The following is a 22,592-nucleotide window of genomic DNA, read 5'->3' as shown; positions in this document are numbered from 1 at the left end:
GACGTAGTCGCCGACGGCGACGTTGGTGACGCCCTCGCCGACGGCGGAGACGGTCCCGGCGGCCTCGTGGCCGAGCAGGAACGGGAACTCGTCGTTGATCCCGCCCTCGCGGTAGTGCAGGTCGGTGGCGCAGACGCCGCACGCCAGCACGTCGACCAGGGCCTCACCGGGCCCGGGGTCGGGGACGATGATCGTCTCGACGGTGACCGGAGCACCCTTGCTGCGGGCGACGACGCCCTTCACCTGGTGGGCCATCGTGGATCTCCTCTCGTGGGGGTGGGCGGACGGGTGCAGCGCCTGGGTGAGGGGCCGCCGCGGACCGGTGCGCGGTGCGGTGGCGAGGTCCTCCCGCGGCACCTCTTGACCCTGTCCGGCGCCGACCCTACTGTGTTGCGCGACTGATATACCAGTCTTAGTCACTGTTTCAGAACAGGAGGGACTGCGGCATGGTCCTCCAGGTTGACCGGGCCCCCGAGGCCTCCGCCCCGGACCGCGTGCTCGACCGGTCGCTGGCCGACACCGACCCGGAGGTGTCCGCCGCGATCTCCGCCGAGCTGACCCGGCAGCAGACCACGCTGGAGATGATCGCCAGCGAGAACTTCGCGCCGGTGGCCGTCATGCAGGCCCAGGGCTCGGTGCTGACCAACAAGTACGCCGAGGGCTACCCGGGCCGGCGGTACTACGGCGGATGCGAGCACGTCGACGTCGTCGAGCAGCTGGCCATCGACCGGCTGAAGGCCTTGTTCGGCGCCGAGTACGCCAACGTCCAGCCGCACTCGGGCGCGCAGGCCAACGCCGCGGCGATGTCCGCGCTGCTGGAGCCCGGCGACACCATCCTGGGCCTCGACCTCGCCCACGGCGGTCACCTGACCCACGGCATGAAGCTGAACTTCTCCGGCAAGCTCTACGACGTCGCCGCCTACCACGTGGGCCGCGAGGACCACCGGGTCGACATGGCCGAGGTGGAGGAGCTGGCGCGGGAACGGCGGCCCCGGCTCATCGTCGCCGGTTGGTCGGCCTACCCCCGCCAGCTGGACTTCGCCGAGTTCCGACGGATCGCCGACGAGGTCGGGGCCCACCTGATGGTGGACATGGCGCACTTCGCCGGACTCGTCGCCGCCGGGCTGCACCCCTCCCCGGTGCCGCACGCGCACGTGGTCACCTCGACCACCCACAAGACCCTGGGCGGGCCGCGCGGCGGCGTCATCCTGGCCACCGCGGACCTGGCGAAGAAGTTCAACTCGTCAGTCTTCCCGGGGCAGCAGGGCGGGCCCCTGGAGCACGTGATCGCCGCCAAGGCGGTCGCCTTCAAGCTGGCCGGTGAGCCGGCCTTCCGCGAGCGCCAGGAGCGCACCCTCGCCGGCGCCCGGATCCTGGCCGACCGGCTGCTGGCGGCCGACTCCCGCGATGCGGGCATCGACGTGGTCAGTGGCGGCACCGACGTCCACCTCGTCCTGGTGGACCTGCGGGAGTCGGCGCTCGACGGCCGGCAGGCCGAGGACCGGCTGCACTCGATCGGCATCACCGTCAACCGCAACGCCGTGCCCTTCGACCCCCGCCCGCCGATGGTCAGCTCCGGGGTGCGCATCGGCACCCCGGCGCTGGCCGCCCGCGGCTTCGACCTCGACGACTTCGCCGAGGTGTCCGACGTGATCGCCGCGGCGCTGCGGCCCTCGGTGGGCGAGGAGCAGCTCGCCGAGCTGCGCAGCCGGGTCACCCGGCTCGCCGACCGCCACCCGCTCTACCCCGACCTGACGGAGGTCCCCCGATGACGCTCGGTTCCTCCCACGCCACCCGCACCCCACGCACCCCCGGCGCGGACCTGCCGGAGCACCCCGACGCCCTGTGGCGGAGCCCGGAGCCCAAGCGCTCCTACGACGTGGTGGTCGTCGGCGGCGGCGGGCACGGCCTGGCCACCGCGCACTACCTGGCGAAGAACCACGGCATCACGGACGTCGCGGTGCTGGAGAAGGGCTGGCTGGCGGGCGGCAACATGGCCCGCAACACCACGATCATCCGGTCCAACTACCTGTGGGACGAGAGTTCGGGCATCTACGAGCACGCGCTGAAGCTGTGGGAGGGGCTCGAGGAGGACCTCGGCTACCCGATCCTGTTCAGTCAGCGCGGCGTGCTCAACCTCGCCCACACCCTGCAGGACGTCCGCGACAGCGTGCGCCGGGTCGAGGCCAACAAGCTCAACGGCGTCGACGCGGAGTGGCTGGAGCCCGACGAGGTCCGCAAGATCTGCCCGGTCGTCAACACGTCGACCGACATCCGCTACCCCGTCCTGGGAGCGACGTACCAGCCGCGGGCCGGCATCGCCAAGCACGACTACGTGGCCTGGGGCTTCGCCCGCCGCGCCGACGAGGCCGGCATCGACCTCATCCAGGACTGCGAGGTCACCGGGTTCGTCACCGACGGCGACCGGGTGACCGGGGTGCAGACCACCCGCGGCACCATCGGCGCCGGCCGGGTCGCCCTGTGCGCGGCCGGGCACACCTCGGTGCTCACCGATCTGCTCGGCATCCGCGTGCCGGTGCAGAGCCACCCGCTGCAGGCGCTGGTCTCCGAGCTGCTCGAGCCGGTGCACCCGACCGTGGTCATGTCCAACGCCGTGCACGTGTACGTCTCCCAGGCCCACAAGGGCGAGCTGGTGATGGGAGCGGGGGTCGACTCGTACAACGGCTACGGGCAGCGCGGCGCCTTCCACGTCATCGAGCGCCAGATGGCCGCCGCCGTCGAGCTCTTCCCGGTGTTCGCGCGGGCGCACCTGCTGCGCACGTGGGGCGGCATCGTCGACGTCAGCCCCGACGCGTCACCGATCGTCGGGCGGACCCCCTACGAGAACGTCTACCTCAACTGCGGGTGGGGCACCGGCGGCTTCAAGGCCACCCCCGGGATCGGCTGGGCCCTGGCCCACACCATCGCGAACGACGAGCCCCACCCGCTGGTGGCGCCGTTCAGCCTCGACCGGTTCGTCACCGGCGCACTCGTCGACGAGCACGGCGCCGCCGCCGTGGCCCACTGACCCAGGGAGTCCTCCGATGCAGCTCATCGCATGCCCGTGGTGCGGCCCCCGCGAGGAGGTCGAGTTCTCCTACGGCGGCCAGGCCCACGTCCCGTACCCGGCCGACCCGGCCGCGCTCTCCGACGAGGAGTGGGCGCACTACGTCTTCTTCCGCGACAACACCAAGGGCCGCTTCGCCGAGCGCTGGAACCACACCGCCGGCTGCCGCCGCTGGTTCAACGCCGTCCGGGACACCACCACCTACCGCTTCGAGAGCGTGTACCGCCTCGACGACCCGAAGCCGGTGACGTCATGAGCACTCCCTTCCGCACCGCCGCGGGCGGCCGCATCGACCGGACGACCTCGCTGCAGTTCACCTTCGACGGGCGCAGCTACACCGGTCACCCCGGCGACACCCTGGCCTCCGCCCTGCTCGCCGCGGGCCGGCACCAGGTCGCCACCAGCATCAGGCTCGGCCGGCCCCGCGGGATCGCGGCGGCCTGGGCGGAGGACCCGGGCGGCCTGGTGCAGGTCGAGGAGCCCTTCCCGGAGCCGATGCTGCTGGCCAGCACGATCGAGCTGTTCGACGGGCTGGTGGCCCACGGCCTGCCGGGCCAGGGCCGCCTGGCCGACGTGCCCGACTCCGCCCGCTACGACGCGGTCCACGCCCACGTCGACGTGCTGGTCGTGGGGGCCGGCCCCGCGGGCCTGACCGCCGCGCTCAGCGCTGCGCGGGCCGGGGCCCGCGTCGCGCTCGTGGACGAGCAGTCAGAGGCCGGCGGCTCCCTGCTGTCGGGCACCGACCGCATCGAGGGCGTCCCGGCGCCGGACTGGGTGGCGGACGCGGTCGCGGAACTGGCCGGCTCCCCGGAGGTGCTGCACCTGCAGCGCACCACCGCCTTCGGCGTCTACGACGACGGCTTCGCCCTCGCGCTGGAGCGGCGCACCGACCACCTCGGCGCCGCCGCACCCCGGCACGTCTCGCGCCAGCGGGTGTGGCGCATCCGGGCGCGGTCGATCGTGGTGGCGACCGGAGCGCACGAGCGCCCGGTCGTGTTCACCGACAACGACCGTCCGGGCATCATGCTCGCCGGCGCCGCCCGGACGTTCCTGCACCGCTACGGCGTGCTGCCCGGCCGCGAGGCCGTCGTGTTCACCACCAACGACAGCGCCTACGACGCTGCCCTCGACCTGTCCCGCGCCGGCGTGCGGGTGCAGGCGGTCGTCGACGCCCGGCCGGAGGGCTCGCCGCACCGGCGTGCGGAGTGCGAGGGCGCCGGGATCCGGGTGCTCACCGGGTCGGTCGTGACGGGCACGCGGGGCGTCGACCGGGTGACGCACGCCCTCGTCGCCCCGTTCGCGGACGGCGAGGTCGGGCCCGACAGCGCGATCGCCTGCGACACGCTGCTGGTCAGCGGGGGTTGGAACCCCGCCGTGCACCTGTTCAGCCAGGCCCGCGGCCGGCTCCGCTACGACGCCGGCCTCGGCGCCTTCGTGCCGGGGGAGGAGCTCGACGGCCTGTCGGTCGCCGGCTCGGCCGCCGGTGTGCTCGACCTGGCCGGGTGCCTGGCCGGCGGGCAGCGCGTGGCCCGCGCGGCGCTGTCGGCTCTGGCGATCGAGCCGGCCGCGGACGACCGGCTGCCCTCGGCCCCCGAGCCCGCCGAGCCCGCCGCGCCGCTGGTGCTGTGGCGGGTGCCGGACACCGCCGGCGCCGACGGCAGCACCCAGTTCGTCGACCTCCAGCGCGACGCCACGGTCGCCGACATCGCCCGGGCCATCGGTGCCGGCCTCCGCTCGATCGAGCACGTCAAGCGCTACACGACGATCGGGACCGCACACGACCAGGGCAAGACCTCCGGCGTCCTCACGTCGGGCATCACCGCCGAGCTGCTCGGCGTCCCGGTGCAGGACACCGGCACCACCACCTTCCGGCCGCCCTACACCCCGGTGGCCTTCGCCGCGCTGGCCGGCCGGGACCGCGGCTGCCTGTTCGACCCGGAGCGGGTCACCGCGCTGCACGAGTGGCACGTGGCGGCCGGGGCGGTCTTCGAGGACGTCGGCCAGTGGAAGCGTCCCCGCTACTACCCGCGGCCCGGCGAGGACATGGAGGCCGCCGTCCTGCGGGAGTGCGCCGCGGCCCGGACCGGCGTCGGCATCCTCGACGGCTCCACCCTCGGCAAGATCGACGTCCAGGGTCCGGACGCCGCCGTCCTCCTGGACCGGCTCTACACCAACCTGATGAGCAGCCTGAAGGTCGGCTCGGTCCGCTACGGCGTCATGTGCGGCGTCGACGGCATGGTCATCGACGACGGCACCGTGCTGCGCCTGGCCGAGGACCGCTTCCTCGTCCTCACCACCACCGGCGGCGCGGCGAAGGTCCTCGACTGGATGGAGGAGTGGGCCCAGACCGAGTGGCCGGACCTGCGGGTCCACTGCACCTCGGTCACCGAGCAGTGGGTCACCTTCCCCGTCGTCGGCCCTCGCTCCCGCGACGTCGTCGCGGCCGTCTTCCCCGGCGTGGACGTCGCCAACGAGGCCTTCCCCTTCATGACCTGGCGGGACACGACCCTCGAGGGCGTGCCCGTCCGGCTGGCGCGGATCAGCTTCTCCGGCGAGCTGGCCTTCGAGGTCTACGTCAACCCCTGGTACGCGGTCGCCGTGTGGGAGCGGCTGCTCGAGGCCGGCCGCCCGTACGGCATCACGCCCTACGGCACGGAGACCATGCACGTCCTCCGTGCCGAGAAGGGCTACCCGATCATCGGGCAGGACACCGACGGCACGGTCACCCCGCACGACCTCGGCATGGCCTGGGCGGTGTCGAAGAAGAAGCCCGACTTCGTCGGCAAGCGCAGCTTCTCGCGGCAGGCCAACGCCGACCCGCTGCGCAAGCAGCTGGTCGGGCTGCTGCCGCTGGACCGCCGGACGGTGCTGCCGGAGGGCTCGCAGATCGTCGAGTTCCGCGCCGACGGCCAGCTGCCACCGCCGCCGGTCCCGATGCTCGGCCACGTCACCTCCAGCTACCGCAGCGCCGAGCTCGAGCGCCCGTTCGCCCTCGCCCTGGTCAAGGGCGGCCGGGAGCGGATCGGCGACACCGTCCACGTCCCCGTCAACGGCAGCCTCGTCCCGGTCGAGGTCACCGGCTCGGTGCTGGTCGATCCCGAAGGAGCCCGTCGCGATGGCTGAGCTGCTGCGCACCCACCCCCTGAGGGCCAGGCACCCCCTGGAGGCCAGGCACCCCCTGGAGGCGTGGGACACCGCCTTCGAGCGGCTGCCCGGCACCGTCGGCATCGCCGCCGAACCGTTCGTGGCGATGGTCGACGTCCGGCTCGGTGAGGTCGGCGCCCAGGCGTCGGCGGCGCTGGGCGTCGACCTGCCGACGGCTCCCAACACCTGGGTGCCGGCCGGATCGGGGCGGGCCGTCTGGCTCGGCCCCGACGAGTGGCTGCTCACCAGCACCACCGAGGCACCCGAGGAGCTCGAGGCCCGGGTGCGGGCCGCCGTCCTGCCGCTCGGTGGGGCCGCGACCGACGTCTCCGCGCAGCGGATCGGCCTCCGGCTGACCGGTGCCCGGGTGCGCGACGTCCTCGCCAAGGGCTGCTCGATCGACCTGCACCCGCGGGTGTTCGGCCGGGGGAGCAGCGCGCAGACGACGCTGGGCCAGGCGGGCGTCGTCCTGCTGGGCCTGTCCGACACCGGCGACGACGTCGTCGTCCTCGTCCGGTCGTCCTTCGCCGGCTACCTCGCCGAGTGGCTGCTCGACGCGGCCCTCGAGTTCACGACCACCCCCACCCACGACCGCTGACCGGCCCGTCAGTCAGGAGCAGAGCAATGTCCAGCACCCCTCGTGTGGTCATCATCGGAGCGGGGATCGTCGGCGCCAACCTGGCCGACGAGCTGACCGCCCGTGGCTGGGACCGCGTCACCGTGGTCGACCAGGGGCCCCTCCCGCTGACCGGGGGCTCCACGTCGCACGCCCCCGGGCTGGTCTTCCAGACCAACCCCTCCAAGACGATGACCGCCTTCGCGAGCTACACCGTCGAGAAGCTCCTCAGCATCGACGTCGACGGCGCCTGGTGCTTCAACCAGGTCGGCGGGCTCGAGGTGGCCACCACGCCGGAGCGGCTCGCCGACCTGCACCGCAAGCAGGGCTGGGCCACCTCCTGGGGCGTCGAGGCGCAGGTGGTCGACGTCGACGAGTGCGTGCGGCTGCACCCCCTGGTCGACCGCGACCGGATCCTCGGCGGCCTGCACATCCCCTCCGACGGCCTGGCCAAGGCGTCCCGGGCGGTCGTCGCCCTGGCCCGCCGCGCCGAGGCGCGGGGCGCCCGCTTCCAGGGCTCGACCCGGGTGACCGGCATCGAGCAGGCCGGCGGCCGGGTCACCGGCGTCCGCACCCCGGACGGCGTCATCCCCGCCGACCTCGTCGTCTCGTGCGCCGGTTTCTGGGGCCAGGAGCTCGGCGCCATGGTCGGGATGGACGTCCCCCTGCTCCCGCTGGCCCACCAGTTCGTCTGGACCGGCCAGGTGCCCGACCTCGTCGGCCGCAACGACGAGCTCAGCGAGGCGAGCCTGCCGATCCTGCGCCACCAGGACCAGGACCTCTACTACCGGGAGCGCGTCGACCGCCTCGGGATCGGGTCCTACGCCCACCGGCCGATGCCCGTGGACCTGCGCGAGCTGCCCCAGGGGGACGGCGTCCGGGAGTCGTCGATGCCCTCGATGCTGCCCTTCACCGAGGAGGACTTCGCGCCGGCCTGGGAGCAGAGCCAGCTGCTGCTGCCCTCGCTGCGCTCGTCGAAGATCGACAACGGCTTCAACGGGGTGTTCTCGTTCACGCCGGACGGCGGCCCGCTGATCGGGGAGTCGCGGGACGTGGCCGGCTTCTGGATCGCCGAGGCCGTCTGGGTGACCCACTCGGCCGGGGTGGCCCGCTCGGTGGCCCAGCTGCTCGTCGACGGCCGCAGCGAGGTCGACCTGCACGGCTGCGACGTGCACCGCTTCGAGGACGTCCAGCTCGCGCCGGAGTACGTCAACGAGACCTCGCAGCAGAACTTCGTCGAGGTCTACGACGTGGTCCACCCGCTGCAGCCGCGGCTGTCCCCGCGCGACCTGCGGGTCAGCCCCTTCCACGCGCGGCAGCAGGAGCTCGGCGCGGTCTTCCTCGAGGCCGGCGGCTGGGAGCGGCCGCACTGGTACGAGGCCAACGCCGGCCTGCTCGACCAGCTGCCCGCGGAGTGGGTGCCACCGGAGCGCGACGCGTGGGCCGGGCAGTTCTGGTCCCCGATCGCGGTGGCCGAGGCGTGGCGGACCCGCACCGCCGTGGCCCTGTACGACATGACGCCGCTCAAGCGGCTCGAGGTCAGCGGCCCCGGCGCCCTCGCCCTCCTGCAGCGGCTGACGACCGGCGAGATGGACAAGTCGGTCGGGTCGGTGACCTACACGCTCGCCCTCGACGGGGCCGGCGGCATCCGCAGCGACCTCACCGTGGCCCGGCTGGGGGAGCAGCTGTTCCAGATCGGTGCCAACGGACCCCTCGACCTCGACCACCTCCTGCGCGAGGCGCCCGACGACGGCAGCGTGCAGGTGCGGGACGTCACCGGGGGCACGTGCTGCATCGGGCTGTGGGGCCCGCGGGCCCGCGACCTGGTGCAGCGGGTCAGCTCCGACGACTTCTCCAACGACGGGCTGAGGTACTTCCGCGCCAAGCGGGCCCGGATCGGGGGAGTTCCGGTGACGGCGATGCGGCTGTCCTACGTCGGCGAGCTCGGCTGGGAGGTCTACACCAGCGCCGACAACGGCCGGCGGCTGTGGGACGTGCTGTGGCGGGCCGGCCAGGACCTCGGCGTCATCGCCGCGGGCCGAGCCGCCTTCAACAGCCTCCGGCTGGAGAAGGGCTACCGCGCCTGGGGCCACGACATGACCACCGAGCACGACCCCTACGAGGCCGGTCTGGGCTTCGCCGTCCGCAGGCAGAAGGCCGCCGACTTCGTCGGGAGAGAGGCCCTCGCCGGGAAGGGCGAGGACACGGTGGACCGCCGGCTGTCCTGCCTGACGATCGACGACGGCCGCAGCGTCGTCCTCGGCCACGAGCCGGTCCTCGTCGACGGCCGGCCGGCCGGATACGTGACCAGCGCGGCCTTCGGGCACACCGTCGGCCGGCCGATCGCCTACGCCTGGCTGCCGGCCTCCGCGACCGTCGGGACGAGGGTCGAGATCGAGTACTTCGGCACCCGCATCCCCGCCACCGTCGCCGCCGAACCGCTCGTCGACCCCGAGATGACCCGGATCCGAGGCTGAGGTGCCGGTGACCGCCGCGGCCGTCCCCGCGCTCCTGCAGCACACGGTCGCCTCCGCGCGCGGTCGGTAGGTCGGAGGACCCGATGACCGGCACGGCGGTGGCGGCCCCCACGACCGCGGGCACCGGCCACTCGACACACCCCCTCAGCCGGGTCCTCCGCGCGGGCCGGCCCCGGGTCTGCGGCATCCTCAACGTCACGCCCGACTCCTTCTCCGACGGTGGGCTGTTCGACGACCTCGAGCGGGCGGTCGAGCACGGTTGCCGCCTGGTGGCCGAGGGCGCCGACCTCATCGACGTCGGCGGGGAGTCGACCCGACCGGGGTCGCGTCCGCCGACCCTCGCCGAGGAGCTCGACCGCGTCGTCCCGGTGGTCGAGGCCCTCACCCGTCAGGTCCCCGTGCCGCTGTCGGTGGACACCTCCCGGCCGGAGGTGATGAGAGCGGCGGTGGCCGCCGGCGCGAGCATGGTCAACGACGTGCGCGCGCTCCAGCGGCCGGGCGCGCTGGGGGCCGCGGCGGAGCTCGGCGTGCCGGTGTGCCTCATGCACATGCAGCGCTCGCCGGAGACCATGCAGGAGGACCCGCGCTACCGGGACGTCGTCCCCGAGGTGCGTGCCTTCCTCGCCGCGCGCATCGCTGCCTGCCTCGACGCCGGCATCCGTCCCGAGCACGTCCTGGTCGACCCGGGGTTCGGGTTCGGCAAGACACTGGCGCACAACGTCGCGCTGCTGGCGTCGCTCGACGCCCTCACCGGCCTGGGGGTGCCGGTCATGGTGGGGCTGTCCCGGAAGTCGATGCTCGGTCAGCTGACCGGGCGGACCGTGGGGGAGCGGCTGCCCGGTTCCCTGGCCGCGGCGCTCGTCGCGGTCCAGCGCGGGGCGTCCGTGCTGCGCGTGCACGACGTCGCGGCCACGCGCGACGTCCTGGCGGTCCTGGACGCCGTCGACGCGGCTCTGCCGGCCCTGGCGAGGTCCCCCTAGATCACCTCGCGGATCGTCTTCTCGAAGCCGAGGACGTGCTCGCGGGCGAGGTCGTCGGCCCGGTCGGCGTCGCCGGCGGCGATCGCCCGCAGCAGCTCCACGTGTTCCCGGACGTGCTCGTCGACCGTGGGGAGCCGATCGAGGAACAGGCAGAAGATCCGCGTCGCCAGGTTGTCGTAGCGGATCAGGACGTCCTCCAGGTGCGGGTTCCCCGCAGCCCGGTAGATGGCCCGGTGCACGGCGAGGTCCCAGCGCATGAGCTCGGTCCGGTCGACCCGGGTGACGTCGAGCTGCTCGATGTGCGCGGCCAGCTCCTCGAGGTCCGGCTGCACCGTCCGGGGAGCGCGTTCGGCGGCCCGGCGGGCGGCCAGCGGCTCCAGCTGGGCGCGGATGTCGGAGATGTGCGCCAGGTCGGAGATGTCCATGCCCGTGGCGAAGGTGCCGCGCCGCGGGTAGGACACCACGAGCCGGTCGCCCTCCAGCCGCTTGAGCGCCTCGCGGACCGGCGTCCGGCCCACGCCCAGGTCCTTGGCCAGCTCGTCGTCGTCGATCGGGTCGCCCGGGCGGATGTCCAGCATGATCAGCCGGTCCCTGATCGCCACGTAGGCCCTGTCCGCCAGGGACGCGGCTGCCGACGGGTCGAGGTCCAGGGGAGCGAGGGTCACCAGCAGATCGTACGGGTTGGTGGCCAACGGGTCTTGCCTCGCCAGGGGGATCGACATACCGTAACCATACATCTGATATACCAATCGTGTACCTAGCTCGCGATTGGTGTCCGACTCGGCAGCGGGAGAGGGAGGCACGGGTGACCATCAGCGCCTTCGACCTGTTCAAGGTCGGCATCGGCCCGTCCAGCTCCCACACCGTCGGGCCCATGCGGGCCGCTGCGTGCTTCGTCACGCGACTGTCCGAGGAGGGGCTGCTCGGGCAGGTGGCCGGCGTCCGGTGCGAGCTGTTCGGGTCGCTCGGCGCCACCGGGCGCGGCCACGGCAGTGTCCCGGCCGTCGTCCTCGGCCTGGAGGGGGAGCAGCCCGACGTCGTCGACCCGCTCGCGGCCCGGCCGCGGGTCGAGGCCATCCGCCACGAGGGCGAGCTGCGACTGGCCGGCGAGCACCCGATCGCCTTCTCGGTGGACGACGACGTCGTGCTCCACCGGCGCAGACGGCTGGAGTTCCACAGCAACGGGATGCTCTTCACGGCGCTCGACCCCGACGGTGCCGAACTGCGCCGTCGCGAGTACTACTCGGTGGGCGGCGGCTTCGTCCTCGACGAGGACGAGGCCGGCAACCCGGTGGTCGTCGAGGACCCCACGCCGGTGCGCCACCCCTTCCGCACCGGCGAGGAGTTGCTGACCCGCACCCGCGAGACCGGCCTGCGGATCAGCGACGTGATGCTGGCCAACGAGCTCGCGTGGCGCAGCGAGGCCGAGGTCCGCGCCGGCCTGCTGCACATCTGGTCGGTGATGCAGGAGTGCGTGGAGCGCGGCACCCGGACCACCGGCGTCCTGCCCGGCGGGCTGAGGGTCCGCCGGCGCGCGGCTGCCCTGCACGCCCAGCTGGCGAGCCACCCGGACGAGGGCGACCCGCTGCGCGCCATGGAGTGGGTGACCCTCTACGCCCTGGCGGTCAACGAGGAGAACGCCGCCGGTGGGCGGGTGGTCACCGCGCCGACCAACGGCGCCGCCGGCATCGTGCCCGCGGTCCTGCACTACTACCGCGACTTCGTCGACTCCTGCTCGGAGGACGGGGTGGTGCGGTTCCTGCTCACCGCTGCGGCGATCGGCCTGCTGTTCAAGGAGAACGCCTCCATCTCCGGAGCCGAGGTGGGCTGCCAGGGCGAGGTCGGATCGGCCTGCTCCATGGCGGCCGCCGGCCTGGCCGAGGTCCTCGGGGGGACGCCGGAGCAGGTGGAGAACGCCGCCGAGATCGGCATCGAGCACAACCTCGGCCTCACCTGCGACCCGGTCGGCGGGCTGGTGCAGATCCCGTGCATCGAGCGCAACGCCGTCGGCTCGGTCAAGGCCATCACCGCCGCCCGGATGGCCGTGCGCGGGGACGGCCGGCACCACGTCCCGCTGGACAAGGCCATCAAGACGATGCGCGAGACCGGTGCGGACATGAAGGACAAGTACAAGGAGACCGCCCGTGGCGGGCTGGCGCTCAACGTCGTCGAGTGCTGAGGAGGCACCCGTGTCCCACCCCTTCACCCTCACGCTGAGCTGCCAGGAGCGCCCGGGCATCGTCCACGCGGTCAGCTCGTTCCTGTTCGAGCACGGCTGCGACATCGTCGAGCACCAGCAGTTCGACGACGCCGTGCGCGGCCAGTTGTTCCTGCGGACGGCGTTCGTCTGCTCGCAGGACACCGATGCCGCCCGGCTGTCGGAGGAGTTCGCGGCGGTGGCCGACGAGTTCGGCATGTCCTACCAGGTCTGCGGCGACCAGCCACAGCGCGTGCTCGTCATGGTGTCCAAGCTCGGTCACTGCCTCAACGACCTGGTCTTCCGCTGGCGGGCCGGCTCCCTCGGCGCCGAGCTGGTCGCGGTTGTCTCCAACCACGAGGACCTGCGCCCGATGGCGGAGGCGGCCGGGCTGCCGTTCCTCCACGTGCCCGTGACGCCGGGGACCAAGCGGGAGGCCGAGGAGCGGCTGCTCGAGCTGGTCGACGAGCACCACGCCGACCTGGTCGTGCTCGCCCGGTACATGCAGGTGCTCTCCGACGAGGCCTGCGCCGCCCTGCACGGCCGGGCGATCAACATCCACCACTCGTTCCTGCCCGGCTTCAAGGGCGCCAAGCCCTACCACCAGGCCTTCGACCGCGGCGTGAAGCTGGTCGGCGCGACCGCCCACTACGTGACCCCCGACCTCGACGAGGGGCCGATCATCGAGCAGGAGGTCATCCGCATCGACCACACCTACGACCCGCGCGCCCTGGCCACGGTCGGCCAGGACGCCGAGGCCCTGGCGCTGTCCCGGGCGGTGCGCTGGCACGGCGAGCGGCGGGTGCTGCTCAACGGCTCCAGCACGGTCGTCTTCCGGTGAACCGGCCGGTGGGCGGAACCCAGGGGACCCGGGGCGCGTTCGGGGGTGCCGCGGAGCTCGCTGCCCGCGACCGCGCTCACTGCCCGGCGGGGTCAGCTCCGTCCTGGCCGCGGTCCCGGTCCTCGGCCCGCACGCTGCTGGCCGGCGGGTCGGTGCGCTCGAGCCGCTGACGGATCGCCGCGACGTTGAGCGCCAGGTCCTCGAGCGCCTCCACCGCGCGCGTCGCCAGCGCGAACGTCAGGTTCTCCCGCTGCCGGTCCGCGCTGGGCTCGCGGTCGCCCTGGGTGAGCTCGGCGCGCTCGCGCGGACGACGCGTCGCCTCCGCCCACGGGTCGTCGCCGCTCCGCGGACCGCCGAAGAGCTCGCGCATCATCCGCTGCGCCAGCTCGAGGAACTCGCCGGGGTCGGGCCGGTCGGTCGCCATGGTCCCCTCCGCTCCTGTCGGGCACGTCCCGCGGAGCCGGGGCCGGCTGTCCGCAGCGACACCACCAACCTACGACCGCATCGCCGACCCGTCAGCCCGTCCGCCACGGCCGCAGCTTGTGGGGGTTGCGCACCGCCCAGATGTGCTGCACGTGGCCACCCGCGACGCCGAACGCCAGCACGGCCACGGTCGCACCGCGCTCCTGGACGACGAGGCCGGGCTGACCGTTGACCGTCCGCTCCAGCACGGTCAGGCCGGGTGACCGCTCGAGGATGCCGACGAGGAGGCGCGCGGTGTCCGCGGCGCCCCGGATCGGACGGAGCGCGGCGCTGACGACGCCACCGCCGTCGGCGATCGTCGTGGCACCGGGATCGAGGAGAGCGACGAGGGCGTCGATGTCCTTGGCCTCCCACGCGTCCTTGAAGCGCCGGACGACGTCGGCCTGCTGGGTCGCCGGGGTCGCGGCGACCCGCGCTGCGCGGATGCGGCGGCGAGCCGACGAGGCCAACTGGCGGCAGGCCGCCGGCGTGCGGCCGACGATCTCGGCCACGTCGGCGAAGGGGTAGCCGAAGACGTCGTGCAGGACGAGGGCGACGCGCTCGGCCGGGGTCATCGACTCGAGCACGACCAGGAAGGCCATGGTGATCGACTCGTCGAGGGTGACGCGGTCGGCCGGGTCGACCGAGGTGGCCCCTGGGCGCCCGGCCATCCACTCGGTGCGTTCGGGCACCGGCTCGGGGATCCACTCGCCGACGTAGCGCTCCCGTCGGGCCCGTGCCGAGCCGAGCAGGTCCAGGCAGGCGCGACTGGTCACCGTCGTCAGCCAGGCGCCGGGGGACTCGATGGCGTCCTGCTGGTGTCGGGGCATGGCGAACCAGCGGGCGTACGCCTCCTGGACGACGTCCTCGGCCTCGGCCAGGGAGCCCAGGAGCCGGTACGCGACGGCGATCAACCGGCGTCGCTCACCCAGGAGCACGCCGAGGGCCGGGTCGGACCGCTCGCCGCCCGAGCCCGATGCGGTGGTCATGGTGCCGAGGCCTCCCGTCGTGTCCGCCTCTCCCTCCGACGATCCAGCCCGCCCGGATGTGAGGTCGCAGCCTCGCCTCACATCCGGTGCGGCCGGGTCGTCGGACGGGTGGACGAGCACTGCAACGACCCTCGGAGGGGGATGCCGTCGTGGAACCGGTGAAGGTCGCCGTCGTCTACTACAGCGCCACAGGGACCGTGTACGCCCTGGCACGAGCCGTCGCCGAGGGCGCGGAGAAGGCCGGGGCCGACGTCCGGCTGCGCAGGGTCGCCGAACACGCCCCACGGGAGGCGAACGGTGCCGACCCGACCCGGGCCGCGCACCCCGAGGACGCCGCCGATGTGACCCTGGTCGGCCTGGCGGACCTGGCCTGGGCCGACGCGGTGCTGTTCGGCACGCCCACCCGTTTCGGCAACCCGGCCAGCCAGCTCCTGGCGTTCCTCGACACCACCGGCAGGCTGTGGCGGGAGGGCCGGCTCGCCGACAAGGTGTACTCGGCCTTCACCGCCAGCACCACTGCCCACGGTGGACAGGAGTCCACCCTCCTGGCACTGGGGACGGCCTTCTCCCACTGGGGCGGCATCATCGTGCCCCCGGGCTACACCGACCCCGTCCAGTTCCGGTCGGGCAACCCCTACGGCACCTCGCACGTGTCCGGGGACGGTCCGCCCGGCGACGTGGCCCTGGAGGCGGCCCGTCACCAGGCCCGGCGAGTCGTCGAGACCGCGGCCGCGCTCAAGGCCGGCCGCGCCGCCTGGTCCGGGCCGGGCCTCCGGGCGCGCCGGACGGGTCGCGCGTTGTGCCGGTGGCCGACGACGGCCATCGTGGACGGGTGATCGACACCGAACTGCCGACGGCGCCGTCGGTCGACGAGCTGACCCGGGGGTTCGCCGCCTGCCTGGCCTCGGTCACCGAGGTGCCCGTGACCGAGCTGCCCCTGCCCGCGAGCGGCCTGCACGCGGCCCTGGGTGCCTGGCGGACCTGGCTGGCCGAGCACGGCTCCGGCCTGGTGCCGATCGCCGACCCCGTGCGGTTCCAGTGGGCCGGGTGGTGGATCGCCGTCGTGGACGCCACCGATCCCGGCCGGACCGGCGCACCGCAGGCCGCCGTCCTGGCGTTCGGCACCCCGCCGGGCGTCGTGCTCAGCCCCCAGGACACCGCGCTCCTCGGCCGGGCCACCGCGGACCTGCCCATCGCTGCCGCCTACGCGGTCGCCTCCCTCGACCCGGTGCTGCGGCCGGTGCCGGCCGTCCCCGGCCTGCACGGCACCGTCGAGGGACTGGCCGTCGCACCGGCCGCCGAGGCGCCCATGCAGCTGGTCGAGGTCGCCCGGGCCCGTGCCGGCCGGGGCCTGGACGGCGACCGGTACGCCGCCGGAGCCGGCACCTTCAGCCCCCGCGCCGACCGCCGGCCCGGCTACGACCTGACCCTGATGGCCGCGGAGGTCCTCGACGACCTCGCCGCGGCCGGCTCCGCCGTCGGCTTCGCCGCCACCCGGCGCAACGTCCTCACCCGCGGCCTGGACGTCAATGCGCTGGTCGGCCGCACCTTCCGCATCGGCGACGTGCTCTGCGAGGGCCGTCGGCTGTGCGAGCCCTGCGTCCACCTGGACCGGCTCAGCGGGCCGGGCCTGCTGCGCCCGCTGATCCACCGGGGTGGCCTGCGCGTCGACGTCCTCACCGACGGGGAGATCCGGCGGGGAGCGCCGATCCGGCCCACCTGACTCCCCGCCGAGCGGAGGTGGCGGGTCAGGCCGGCGTCCCGGGGGTCGGGGACCCGGCCAGCCACGCGGCGCCCTCCTCGTAGAGACGCCGCACCGCGTCGCCGGTCAACCCGGGCAGCCCGCGCTTGACGGTGAAGCCGGCCTTGGTCTGTAGGTAGCCCAGGTGCCGGTAGCCGACGGGGAAGGAGTCGAGCAGCTCGCGGTCGACCTCGATCGTCGCGGCCGGGTCGACCACGTCGAGCCGGTCCTTCTCGTAGACGGGCTGGCGCCGGGTGATCCGCCACTCGCCGTCCAGCCTGGTCAGGAAGTCGTAGAACCGGCCGGTGCACAGGACGTCGACCTCGACGCCGTCGACTTCGGCACGCTGGTTGATGGTCATCTTGGTCTGCGCGACGGCCCGGTCGCCGGCGATGTCGGCGGAGTGGCCCCCGAGGAAGTGCAGGATGCTGACGCCGTTCTCGAAGCCTGTCCGGCTCACCGCGATGAACTCCCGCGCGGGGCCCTGGAACCAGGTGGCGCTCATCCAGCCCTGCTCCGGGTGCCAGACGGTGGCGAAGCGGTCCCAGTCCCCGGCGTCCCGCCAGATCGCCCAGTTCTCGACGAGTCGGCGGATCTCCTGGCGGTCCTGCTCCTCGGCGCTCATGGGCCCATCCTCGGGTCCCGGACGGCGGCCTGCGACGTCGCGGAGGGATCCCTGCTACCGGGCCACGCGCAGCGCCCGCGCGGGGGAGGTGGGGAGGTCGGCCGCGGCCGCGCCCCCGGGCAGCAGGACGAGCGCGGGGCGGGTGCCGGCCGTGCGGGGGCCGCCGAGCCGGACCCGGGGGGACGTGTTCGCGTAGCCGGCGGGCAGCCGGTCGCACTCGTCGCCGGCGGGCCGCGGCGCCGCGGGAGCGGCAGGGGTCTGCGCCAGGTGGACGTAGAGGATGCCGTCCGCGGGGTCGTAGATCCTCATCTCCTCCTCGCCTCCTCCCCGGACCCGCGCCGGTGCGGGAGCCGCGCTCTGCGGTGTGGACACCGGCGGTGCGATCCGGACGAGGACAGCGTGCACCCGGGGTACGACAGGAACCCGACCGCTCAGCCGACGGCGAGGGGGTGCCACGGACCCGTCCAGGGCCGGCGGCTGTACTGCAGCTCCAGCCGGCCCGGACCGGCCTCGACGAGCTCACCGAAGACGGTCGCGAACACCAGGCCGTCCCGCTCGTGGCGGACCACCAGGGCGCCCGGGTCGTCCCGCGGCGGCTCCTTCTCCACGAGCCGCCGCCAGCCGTCCGGGTGGTCGGCGTCGGTGAACAGCGGCAGGAACCGGTCGGCCTTGCGGTCCTCGGGACCACCGGAGGTGACCATCCAGGTGCCCGGCGGGTGCTCGGTCGTCGTCAGCCGCTCGCCGTCGAAGTCCCAGGTGGTCAGCCGGTCCGGCGCGGCCAGGACGAGCAGGAAGCTGGCCATCCCGTCCACGTGGACCGCGTCGAGCCAGTCGACGCCGTGCTCGGCGCCCAGCAGGGGCAGGACGCCGCGGCTCGGCGCGCCCGGGTCGGCCTCCCGCTTCTGCGGCCGGTTCAGCACCAGGGCGGTGACCCCGGTCCCGACCCGGGTCGCGCACCACGTCCCGCCCGCGACGCGGTCGCGGCCGCCGACGAGGTCGGGGTGCTCCGGCCACCACCGTCCGGGGTCGTCGAACTCCCGGGTGGTCAGCTCGTCCCGGAGGGCGAGGATCCGCACGGCCGCGCCCGGGGCCCACCGGACGACCACCGTGCACATGCCGCCGATCGTGCCAGCCGGGCGGCAGCGCGGGTCAGGGACGCCGGACGGCCCGAGCCATCGACCGGGTGAGCAGGCCGGCCGCGGCAGCCGCGGCAGCAGCGATCGCGGTCCGGAGCAGACGGTCCTTCACGGCGGCCTCCTCGTGCAGTGGTGAGCCCGGCCCGGGCGAGCAGGAGTGTGGCCCCGCTGTCCGCAACGGGTCGACCGGGTCCGGCGTGCCGACGGACGGCGACCGAGAAAAAGCCAGGAAACCTGTACATCTGGCGGGGGCGCTGTCAGGGTGGTCCACATCACACGACCGAGGCCGGGCGTCGTCCCGGTGGAGTGGGGTGGACATGAGCAGGTGGGGGACCCGGCTGACGGTGGTCGCAGGGGCCGTCGCGTTGGTCGGTGCTGGGGCGTCGGGAGCCGTGGCGAGCGCCGCTCCGCCGGTGCAACCGGAGCTGCCGCCCGGGGAGCACACCGGGGCGCTGGCCGGCGGGGGCGACTGGCTGGCGCACGTGCCGCAGGAGTGGAACGGGACCGTCGTCCTGTTCGCGCACGGCTTCGGCCGGATGACCGCCCAGGACGCGCCTGACGAGGAGACCCGGCAGGCGCTGCTCGAGCGGGGTTACGCACTCGTGGGGTCGTCCTACTCCGGGCCGTCGCTGTGGGCGCTGGAGTCGGCGGTCGACGACCAGTTCGCCGCCCTGGCGGCGTTCGAGGAGCGGCTCGGCGTCGAGCCGGAGCGGACGATCGCCTTCGGCCGGTCCATGGGCGGTCTGGTCAGTGCCCGGCAGGCCGAGGACCCCCGGGGGGAGATCGACGGCGTCCTCACCACCTGCGGGATCGTGGCCGGCGCGCTCAACCTCAACAACTACCAGCTCGACGGGGTGTACGCGCTGTCCTCCCTGCTGGCGCCGGGGCAGGACATCCCGCTGGTCCGGTACGAGAGCGCGGAGCAGGCGGCGCAGGCGGCCGACGACCTGATCGCGGCGGTCACCGCGGCGCAGGGGACGCCCGAGGGGCGGGCCCGGATCGCGCTCGCCGCCGCGTACCTCAACATGGCCACCTGGACCACGGGTGAGGCCCCGGCGGACCCGGGGGACCCGGCCGCCGAGGAGGCGCAGCAGTTCGAGGCCCTCGTCGCCGGCGGCGGGCTCGAGCGGTACGTGACCGGCCGGCAGCAGATCGAGCTGGTGGCCGGCGGCAACAGCGCCTACAACGCCGGCGTCGACTACCGGGAGCTGCTCGACAGCAGTCCGCGCGCCGGCCAGGTGCGGGAGCTGTACCAGGACGCGGGGCTGGACCTCGACGCCGACCTGGACGCCCTGACCCGGGGCGCCGACATCGAGGCCGACCCGGACGCGGTGGCCGACCTGACCCGCTCGTCGATGGTGACCGGCGAGCTGGAGGTGCCGCAGCTGGCCATCCACACCGTCGCCGACGAGCTCGTGCCGGTGGAGCACGAGGACTGGTACGCCGAGCAGGTGCACCGGGCCGGCGACACCCGGCTGCTGCGCCAGGCCTACGTCGAGGGACCCGGCCACTGCGAGTTCCGGCCGGCCGAGCACGTCGCCGCGCTGCAGGCCCTCGAGGAGCGGCTCGACACCGGCCGCTGGAGGGACGTGGCCACGCCGCCGAGCCTGAACGCGGCAGCCGACGCCCTCGGGCTCGGGACGCCCGCGCGGTTCGCCGAGTTCGACCCGTCCCGGCTGGTCGGTGGCCTCGGGGAGCCCGGGCGCGACCGCTAGGTCGCCGGGGAGCGGCCGCCGGCCGGGTCGGCCGGCGACCCCGGCCGGCGGCCCTCCTCAGCGGCGCGGCGCGTGGTCCAGGGCGGTGCGGCAGAGCAGGACGTAGCGGCGGAGGTCCTCGGCCTGGGCCGGGGTCAGCGGGGCGACCATCCTCGTCTCGAGGTCGCCCACGGCGTCCCGGAACCGGTCGAGGAGCTCCCGGCCGCGGTCGGTGATCCGGAGGACCCGGCGCCGCCGGTCGCCCGGGTCCGGGATCCGGGACACCAGGCCGCGCTCCTCGAGGACGGCGACCATGTCGGCGGCGCTCTGGTCGGTGACGAACGAGTTGCGGGCCAGCTCCGCGGTGCTCAGGTCCGCGGAGCGCTCCAGCACGGTCAGCGCCGTGTACTGCAGGGGGGTGATGGCGGCCGGGCGGAGGACCTCGTCCAGCCGGGCGCGCACGGCCTGCTCCAGCTGCTTGACGAGGTAGAGCGTGGACGGGCGCGGCTCGTCGTGCGCGACCGGTCCGGGTGTCGTGCGCACCCCGTCATCTTGGCCCAGGACGGGCGTCCGACGTCCGCACGTGCGGGTCGGGCTCAGATCACGCCTCCGCCGCCCGCGCGTCGGCCACCACGCCGTACCACTGCGTGGTGCTCGGCTCGGCCTCGAGTTCGCTCAGCCGGGTGCGCTGGTCGAGGAAGGCGGGGTCCTCGTGCCACGCCTCCCAGTCCTCGCGGCTGCGCCAGGTGCCGACGATGACCCGTGTGTGGTCCTCGCCCTCGGGGGTGAGCAGTTGCCCGGAGACCCACCCCGGTCGGTCGTGCGCGGACTCGAACCGCTCGCGGACCACCGCGTCCCAGTCCTCCTCCGCGCCCGCGCGCAGCCGGGTCGTCGTCACCACTGTCATCATCGCCGCGTTCCTCCCTCAGGCGGGGACCTTCTCGTGCACCACGGTGCCCGCGAAGTAGGTGCGCAGCACCTGGGTGCGGTGGACCTCGGCGACGTCGATCTCGAACAGGTCCCGGTCCAGCACGATGAAGTCCGCCGACCAGCCGACGGCCAGGCGGCCGACCTCGTCCCCGAGCCCCATGGCGGCCGCCGGGTTGGTCGTGAACGCCGAGATCGCCTCCTCGAGCGTCAGCGCCTGACCCGGGTTGAGCGCCCCGGGGACGTCGGGGTCGGGGTTGCGTCGTGTCACCAGCGTCTGGAGGCCCGTCCAGGGGTCGGGGGTCGGGGCGGCGCAGGGCCAGTCCGAGCCCGCGGCGACGACGGCACCGGCGTCCACGAGGTCGCGGACCGGCCAGCTGGCCGCGACGACCTCCTCCGGCACCTGGGCCGCGATGCTGTCCTGGATGATGCTCGGGTACCAGATGTAGGGCGACAGGTCGGCCACGACGTCGAGCGCGGCGAACCGCGGGACGTCGTCGGGGTGCACGTACTCGGTGTGCGCGATCTGCAGCCGGATCCCGGGACCGCGGGAGGCGCGCAGCCGCTCGGCCGCGTCGAGCACCCGGCGGACCGAGGCGTCCCCGGTGGCGTGCAGCTTGGCGCCCAGCCCCAGGTCGCTGCAGCGTTCGAGCTGCGCCACGAGGTCCTCCAGCGTCCAGAGGCTCTCGACGGTCTGCGGCTCCTCGCCGTGCGTGCACCTGTACGGGGACAGCAGCGCCGTCGTCCGGGTCATCGGGACGCCGTCGAGGACGACCTTGACGAAGTCCGGCCGGACCAGCTCCCCGCGCAGCGGGGCCACCGCCGCGATGAGCTCCTCGCCGACCGTGCCCTCCTCGATGAACGGCCGCACGGGCGTGGAGAGCACGACCCGGGCGGTGAGCTCCCCGGCCGCCTCGAGGGCGGCCAGCGCCCGCGCCGGGCCGGCCATGGTGGCGGCCTCCTGGGCCGCCGTGATCCCGAAGCCGTTGAGGATCCCGACGGCCGTCCTGACCGCCGTCCGCACGCGCGCCTCGAGGTCCTCCACCGAGCGGGCGAACGCGCCCTCCGCCATGCCGGAGGCCAGCTCGTGCAGGACGCCGGTGAGCCGGCCGCGGCTGTCGCGGACGTAGGAGCCGCCCTCCGGGTCGGGGGAGTCGGCCGTGACGCCCATCAGCTCCAGGGCCCGGGAGCTCACCCACCGGTTGTGCATGCTGTCGTCCCGCAGCAGCACGGGGCGGCCACCGCTGGCCTCGTCGAGCCGGGCGAGGGTGTCGGCGTCGGTGATGGCGTCCATCGTCGTGCTGCCGATGATCCCGCCGACGACCCAGGCGTCCGGGGCGAGCTCGCGGGCCCAGTCGCGGACCTTGCCGAGGACCTCCTCGACGCCGTCGGTCGGCAGCAGCGGGAGCTCGAAGGCGGCCTGGGCGCCGCCGAGGTTGAGGTGCACGTGCCCGTCGACGAGGCCCGGCATGACCATCTCGCCGGCCAGCTCGTGCACCTCGGTGTCCGGCCCCACGGCGGCGGCCACCTCCTCCGCCGTCCCGACGGCGACGATGCGGCCGCCGCGCACCGCCAGCGCCTCCGCCCACGGCCGGGCCGGGTCCTGGGTCCACACCCGGCCGCCGGTGACCACGAGGTCCGCCGGTGTCGTCGCCTGCCCCATCGGGTCCTCCTCGCGGCCGCCGTCGGCAGGCAT

The 22,592-nt window shown here is 74.2% G+C and carries 22 protein-coding genes; 12 read left to right on the top strand and 10 right to left on the bottom strand.

Annotation, left to right across the window (positions count from 1 at the left end; translation table 11 throughout):
• On the bottom strand, positions 1-255 hold a 255-nt coding region (locus ACI79C_RS19185; protein ID WP_456947281.1), incomplete at its 3' end, for an alcohol dehydrogenase catalytic domain-containing protein.
• Between the two features lie 191 nt (positions 256-446).
• Here ACI79C_RS19185 and glyA point away from each other — a divergent pair.
• The 7 genes from glyA to folP all read left to right on the top strand — a co-directional run bounded on the left by glyA (position 447) and on the right by folP (position 10,284).
• On the top strand, positions 447-1,772 hold the full coding sequence (gene glyA / locus ACI79C_RS19180; protein WP_456947280.1) for a serine hydroxymethyltransferase: 1,326 nt from the start codon (positions 447-449) through the stop codon (positions 1,770-1,772).
• Positions 1,769-3,028 (top strand): sarcosine oxidase subunit beta family protein, encoded by a 1,260-nt coding sequence (locus ACI79C_RS19175; protein ID WP_456947279.1) that lies wholly within the window; start codon positions 1,769-1,771, stop codon positions 3,026-3,028. Before glyA ends, ACI79C_RS19175 begins: the two co-directional genes overlap by 4 nt.
• 16 nt (positions 3,029-3,044) lie before the next feature.
• On the top strand, positions 3,045-3,323 hold the full coding sequence (locus ACI79C_RS19170; protein WP_456947278.1) for a sarcosine oxidase subunit delta: 279 nt from the start codon (positions 3,045-3,047) through the stop codon (positions 3,321-3,323).
• Entirely contained in the window at positions 3,320-6,190 is a 2,871-nt protein-coding gene (locus tag ACI79C_RS19165; protein ID WP_456947277.1) for a 2Fe-2S iron-sulfur cluster-binding protein, read from the top strand. Before ACI79C_RS19170 ends, ACI79C_RS19165 begins: the two co-directional genes overlap by 4 nt.
• On the top strand, positions 6,183-6,809 hold the full coding sequence (locus tag ACI79C_RS19160; RefSeq protein WP_456947276.1) for a sarcosine oxidase subunit gamma: 627 nt from the start codon (positions 6,183-6,185) through the stop codon (positions 6,807-6,809). Before ACI79C_RS19165 ends, ACI79C_RS19160 begins: the two co-directional genes overlap by 8 nt.
• Before the next feature lie 26 nt (positions 6,810-6,835).
• The gene (locus ACI79C_RS19155) at positions 6,836-9,304 is read left to right on the top strand and encodes a GcvT family protein (RefSeq protein ID WP_456947275.1); all 2,469 of its coding nucleotides are present in this window, start codon (positions 6,836-6,838) and stop codon (positions 9,302-9,304) included.
• A gap of 83 nt (positions 9,305-9,387) precedes the next feature.
• Positions 9,388-10,284, top strand: a complete 897-nt coding sequence (folP, locus tag ACI79C_RS19150; protein WP_456947274.1) for a dihydropteroate synthase — start codon at positions 9,388-9,390, stop codon at positions 10,282-10,284.
• Here the strand turns inward: folP and ACI79C_RS19145 are convergent.
• Entirely contained in the window at positions 10,281-10,949 is a 669-nt protein-coding gene (locus tag ACI79C_RS19145; RefSeq protein WP_456947273.1) for a GntR family transcriptional regulator, read from the bottom strand. The two genes, folP and ACI79C_RS19145, sit on opposite strands and share 4 nt — an antisense overlap.
• A 140-nt stretch (positions 10,950-11,089) precedes the next feature.
• Between ACI79C_RS19145 and ACI79C_RS19140 the strand changes: the two genes are divergently transcribed.
• Positions 11,090-12,463, top strand: coding sequence for an L-serine ammonia-lyase (locus ACI79C_RS19140; RefSeq protein ID WP_456947272.1), 1,374 nt, complete (start codon positions 11,090-11,092; stop codon positions 12,461-12,463).
• A 10-nt stretch (positions 12,464-12,473) separates the two neighbouring features.
• Positions 12,474-13,322: a formyltetrahydrofolate deformylase gene (gene purU / locus ACI79C_RS19135; RefSeq protein WP_456947271.1), complete on the top strand. Its 849-nt coding sequence runs from the start codon at positions 12,474-12,476 to the stop codon at positions 13,320-13,322.
• A 76-nt stretch (positions 13,323-13,398) separates the two neighbouring features.
• Here purU and ACI79C_RS19130 read toward each other — a convergent pair whose 3' ends face one another.
• Positions 13,399-13,746 (bottom strand): hypothetical protein, encoded by a 348-nt coding sequence (locus ACI79C_RS19130; protein ID WP_456947270.1) that lies wholly within the window; start codon positions 13,744-13,746, stop codon positions 13,399-13,401.
• Between the two features lie 91 nt (positions 13,747-13,837).
• Complete coding sequence (gene sigJ / locus ACI79C_RS19125; RefSeq protein WP_456947269.1) at positions 13,838-14,773, bottom strand: RNA polymerase sigma factor SigJ; 936 nt, start codon at positions 14,771-14,773, stop codon at positions 13,838-13,840.
• A 149-nt stretch (positions 14,774-14,922) separates the two neighbouring features.
• Between sigJ and wrbA the strand changes: the two genes are divergently transcribed.
• A complete protein-coding gene (gene wrbA, locus ACI79C_RS19120; RefSeq protein ID WP_456947268.1) occupies positions 14,923-15,609 on the top strand; it encodes an NAD(P)H:quinone oxidoreductase in 687 nt (228 codons plus the stop codon).
• Positions 15,606-16,496: an MOSC domain-containing protein gene (locus tag ACI79C_RS19115; protein WP_456947267.1), complete on the top strand. Its 891-nt coding sequence runs from the start codon at positions 15,606-15,608 to the stop codon at positions 16,494-16,496. The genes wrbA and ACI79C_RS19115 overlap by 4 nt, the downstream gene beginning before the upstream one ends.
• A 25-nt stretch (positions 16,497-16,521) precedes the next feature.
• Here ACI79C_RS19115 and ACI79C_RS19110 read toward each other — a convergent pair whose 3' ends face one another.
• From ACI79C_RS19110 to ACI79C_RS19100, 3 genes are all read right to left on the bottom strand, one after another.
• Positions 16,522-17,139: a nuclear transport factor 2 family protein gene (locus ACI79C_RS19110; RefSeq protein WP_456947266.1), complete on the bottom strand. Its 618-nt coding sequence runs from the start codon at positions 17,137-17,139 to the stop codon at positions 16,522-16,524.
• Positions 17,140-17,193: 54 nt separating this feature from the next.
• Complete coding sequence (locus ACI79C_RS19105; RefSeq protein WP_456947265.1) at positions 17,194-17,448, bottom strand: hypothetical protein; 255 nt, start codon at positions 17,446-17,448, stop codon at positions 17,194-17,196.
• 122 nt (positions 17,449-17,570) lie between these two features.
• On the bottom strand, positions 17,571-18,254 hold the full coding sequence (locus ACI79C_RS19100) for an NRDE family protein (protein WP_456947264.1): 684 nt from the start codon (positions 18,252-18,254) through the stop codon (positions 17,571-17,573).
• Positions 18,255-18,667: 413 nt separating this feature from the next.
• Between ACI79C_RS19100 and ACI79C_RS19095 the strand changes: the two genes are divergently transcribed.
• Positions 18,668-19,990 (top strand): hypothetical protein, encoded by a 1,323-nt coding sequence (locus tag ACI79C_RS19095; RefSeq protein WP_456947263.1) that lies wholly within the window; start codon positions 18,668-18,670, stop codon positions 19,988-19,990.
• A gap of 57 nt (positions 19,991-20,047) precedes the next feature.
• On the opposite strand, the gene ACI79C_RS19090 is transcribed toward ACI79C_RS19095, so the two are convergent.
• Genes ACI79C_RS19090 through ACI79C_RS19080 form a run of 3 tightly spaced genes read right to left on the bottom strand, consistent with a single transcriptional unit; the run spans position 20,048 to position 22,559 of the window.
• Complete coding sequence (locus ACI79C_RS19090; RefSeq protein WP_456947262.1) at positions 20,048-20,512, bottom strand: MarR family winged helix-turn-helix transcriptional regulator; 465 nt, start codon at positions 20,510-20,512, stop codon at positions 20,048-20,050.
• A gap of 58 nt (positions 20,513-20,570) precedes the next feature.
• Positions 20,571-20,879 (bottom strand): antibiotic biosynthesis monooxygenase family protein, encoded by a 309-nt coding sequence (locus ACI79C_RS19085; protein WP_456947261.1) that lies wholly within the window; start codon positions 20,877-20,879, stop codon positions 20,571-20,573.
• A gap of 15 nt (positions 20,880-20,894) precedes the next feature.
• Positions 20,895-22,559: an amidohydrolase gene (locus ACI79C_RS19080; RefSeq protein WP_456947260.1), complete on the bottom strand. Its 1,665-nt coding sequence runs from the start codon at positions 22,557-22,559 to the stop codon at positions 20,895-20,897.
• Between the last annotated feature and the right edge of the window lie 33 nt (positions 22,560-22,592).

The sequence above is a fragment of the Geodermatophilus sp. SYSU D00697 genome (genome assembly GCF_054050175.1).
This window is presented reverse-complemented; position numbering and strand designations above follow the sequence as displayed.

What these genes read in the sequence shown, in the direction of transcription:
- ACI79C_RS19105 (WP_456947265.1), bottom strand. Translation starts at nt 17,448, where the DNA reads ATGAGGATCTACGACCCCGCGGACGGCATCCTCTACGTCCACCTGGCG.
- ACI79C_RS19080 (WP_456947260.1), bottom strand. Translation starts at nt 22,559, where the DNA reads ATGGGGCAGGCGACGACACCGGCGGACCTCGTGGTCACCGGCGGCCGG.
- ACI79C_RS19085 (WP_456947261.1), bottom strand. Translation starts at nt 20,879, where the DNA reads ATGATGACAGTGGTGACGACGACCCGGCTGCGCGCGGGCGCGGAGGAG.
- ACI79C_RS19130 (WP_456947270.1), bottom strand. Translation starts at nt 13,746, where the DNA reads ATGGCGACCGACCGGCCCGACCCCGGCGAGTTCCTCGAGCTGGCGCAG.
- folP (WP_456947274.1), top strand. Translation starts at nt 9,388, where the DNA reads ATGACCGGCACGGCGGTGGCGGCCCCCACGACCGCGGGCACCGGCCAC.
- ACI79C_RS19165 (WP_456947277.1), top strand. Translation starts at nt 3,320, where the DNA reads ATGAGCACTCCCTTCCGCACCGCCGCGGGCGGCCGCATCGACCGGACG.
- glyA (WP_456947280.1), top strand. Translation starts at nt 447, where the DNA reads ATGGTCCTCCAGGTTGACCGGGCCCCCGAGGCCTCCGCCCCGGACCGC.
- ACI79C_RS19175 (WP_456947279.1), top strand. Translation starts at nt 1,769, where the DNA reads ATGACGCTCGGTTCCTCCCACGCCACCCGCACCCCACGCACCCCCGGC.
- ACI79C_RS19100 (WP_456947264.1), bottom strand. Translation starts at nt 18,254, where the DNA reads ATGTGCACGGTGGTCGTCCGGTGGGCCCCGGGCGCGGCCGTGCGGATC.
- ACI79C_RS19160 (WP_456947276.1), top strand. Translation starts at nt 6,183, where the DNA reads ATGGCTGAGCTGCTGCGCACCCACCCCCTGAGGGCCAGGCACCCCCTG.
- ACI79C_RS19155 (WP_456947275.1), top strand. Translation starts at nt 6,836, where the DNA reads ATGTCCAGCACCCCTCGTGTGGTCATCATCGGAGCGGGGATCGTCGGC.
- sigJ (WP_456947269.1), bottom strand. Translation starts at nt 14,773, where the DNA reads ATGACCACCGCATCGGGCTCGGGCGGCGAGCGGTCCGACCCGGCCCTC.
- ACI79C_RS19110 (WP_456947266.1), bottom strand. Translation starts at nt 17,139, where the DNA reads ATGAGCGCCGAGGAGCAGGACCGCCAGGAGATCCGCCGACTCGTCGAG.
- ACI79C_RS19170 (WP_456947278.1), top strand. Translation starts at nt 3,045, where the DNA reads ATGCAGCTCATCGCATGCCCGTGGTGCGGCCCCCGCGAGGAGGTCGAG.